The organism is Corynebacterium sp. HMSC29G08, from assembly GCF_001806875.1.
Taxonomy (GTDB): Bacteria; Actinomycetota; Actinomycetes; order Mycobacteriales; family Mycobacteriaceae; genus Corynebacterium.
Window position 1 is genome coordinate 1 of sequence record NZ_KV786201.1, and the last position, 2,133, is coordinate 2,133.

At 58.0% G+C, this 2,133-nt stretch carries 2 protein-coding genes; both read left to right on the forward strand.

All coding sequences use genetic code 11. From position 1 onward, the window contains the following. Window positions 1-143: 143 nt before the first annotated feature. Complete coding sequence (gene istA, locus HMPREF3101_RS00220) at window positions 144-1,778, forward strand: IS21 family transposase (RefSeq protein WP_070461857.1); 1,635 nt, start codon at window positions 144-146, stop codon at window positions 1,776-1,778. A 5-nt stretch (window positions 1,779-1,783) separates the two neighbouring features. Beyond that, window positions 1,784-2,133 (forward strand): ATP-binding protein (locus tag HMPREF3101_RS11610; protein WP_246816574.1); only part of this gene is annotated, 350 nt, incomplete at its 3' end.

Genomic DNA, 2,133 nt, shown 5'->3' on the forward strand with positions numbered 1-2,133 from the left:
TGTTGCGACCGGCTATTTGGTAGCAGTGTCGTGACTATCCGGTAGCGCTTCAGTGAGTTTCTGGTAGCAGCTCAGGGCGTTCGGGATGATACTTCCGGTAGCCGCACCACTCGGGTGCGGCGCGTACTGGAAGGAGTCTGCTAATGACGGATTACCGTGCGGTGATGACGCTGCTGATAAAGAAGCGTTCTTACCGCCAGATTGAAGACCAGCTCGGGTGCTCGCATCGCGCGATTTCCCGGGCGAACCAAGCGCTGCGAAGCCTTGGCCTAACCACTGCCCAGCAGGTCGCGGCGCTGACGAATGACGAGCTGGACGAGATATTCGTTGATAAACGCACCAGCGGGCAAGGCGAATTCGTTCCGATTGACTTTGACGCGGTTGTCAAAGCACGCACAGGGCGTACGAAGCAAACACTGCAAGTATTGTGGGCTCGCTACACCACCACTGCCGCCCAGCCAGGCCAGCGTCATTACAGCTACGACCGATTCCGCCAGCTGGTTGCCTCCCATGTCGATGCAGCCGGGCTTACCGCCCGGATCACTCACGCGCCAGGGCATACGATGCAGGTGGATTGGGCAGGCACCAAGATGCGCCTGTACGACCCTGCGGGCACACAGGGTGCGAAAGTCAGCATTTTCGTCGCCTCGCTGCCGTATTCAGGGATGCTGTTTGCGTGTGCGTGTGTTGACCAGCGACAACAGTCCTGGCTTGATGCCCACCGCCAAGCGTTTGACTACTTCGGCGGGGTCTGCCAGGTTGTTGTCCCCGATAACGCGTCGACGGCATCGAACGCGATCAGCACTGCCGATAGGAATCGGAAGGTCAACGACACCTACCAGCAGTTCTTGGAGCACTACAACACAGCGGCACTTCCCACACGCGCGCGTCGGCCGAAGGATAAAGCGAATGTGGAAGCTGCGGTAAAGATCGTCACGCACAAGATCATCCACGCTCTTGAGGGCCACCAGTGTGTTGACTTAGACGAGCTCAACGGAAAGATTGTGGGCTTGGTCGACGCGATCAACACCTCCATGCCATTTCGCAGTCAGCAGTCAAGCCGCAGGGATCTCTTTGAAGCACACGAACAGCATCTGCTTGCCGATCTGCCGGAAACCCCGTGGCAACACACCGAGTGGAAGCGTGCGAAAGTAGCCCCAGATTTCCATATCACGGTTGCAACCGTGCGCTACTCCGTCCCGCACCAGCTTGTTGGCCGCACTGTCGATGTGCGCATCACCGGGCAAGTCTTGACCGTCTTTGACCAGGGGACAACCGTAGCGACCCACCGGGTTTCGCATAAGCGTGGGGCCTATGTCACTGACTATGAGCACATTCCATCTGGAATGGACTCCACCCGTGGACTGTGGACAAGCGACTACTTCTATCGCGAAGCCCAAAAAATCGGCCCGGCAACACGCAAAGTCATCGAAGAACTCATCGCGGCGAAAGCCATCCCGGCCCAGGCGTACCAGTCCTGTAGAAACGTGCTGTCGATGGGCAAACACGGCAACAAACCAATCCTGGAAGAGGCATGCCAGCGCCTGACCGCCGACAACGGCAGCCGACGGGCGGTGTCATATACCGCAGTCAAAAACATGATGGCCGCCGTACGCAAAGAACACGCCACACGGCCCCGCGGCTCTGACCAGCCCCCGCGCAGCACCACAACCAACCAATCCACCGCCCTTGCAGTCTCCGACAGGGATACTACCGGCGCGTTTCTCGGCGGTGCAGACCAGTTCAGCATGGACAACCTCGCTAAGAAAGGAAACTAAAGCCCATGTCATCACCAACCCCGCCAACAGATCGCTTCCTTGACGAATCCGTCCTAGCCGACTTCACCGCGCTGCGGATGACTGCCTTCGGCAGAAGCGTCATCGACATCGCCAACGATCCCGCATTCGACACATGGACGTTTTCCCAAAAGGTGCTCTACGCACTCGATAAAGAAGTCGCAGCCAGGCGTGAACGACGCATCAACAAACTGCTGAAAGCATCCCGATCGCCAAACCTTGATGCTTGCCTTGAAAATGTAGTCTGCACGCCTGACCGCAACATCAACCCCGAGCAAGTCAGCAGACTCGCTCACGGACAATGGTGCCACCTGGGCCAAAACATTGTCATCCTGGG

Coding starts and splice junctions, on each gene's coding strand:
- istA (WP_070461857.1), top strand. CDS start 144: ATGACGGATTACCGTGCGGTGATGACGCTGCTGATAAAGAAGCGTTCT.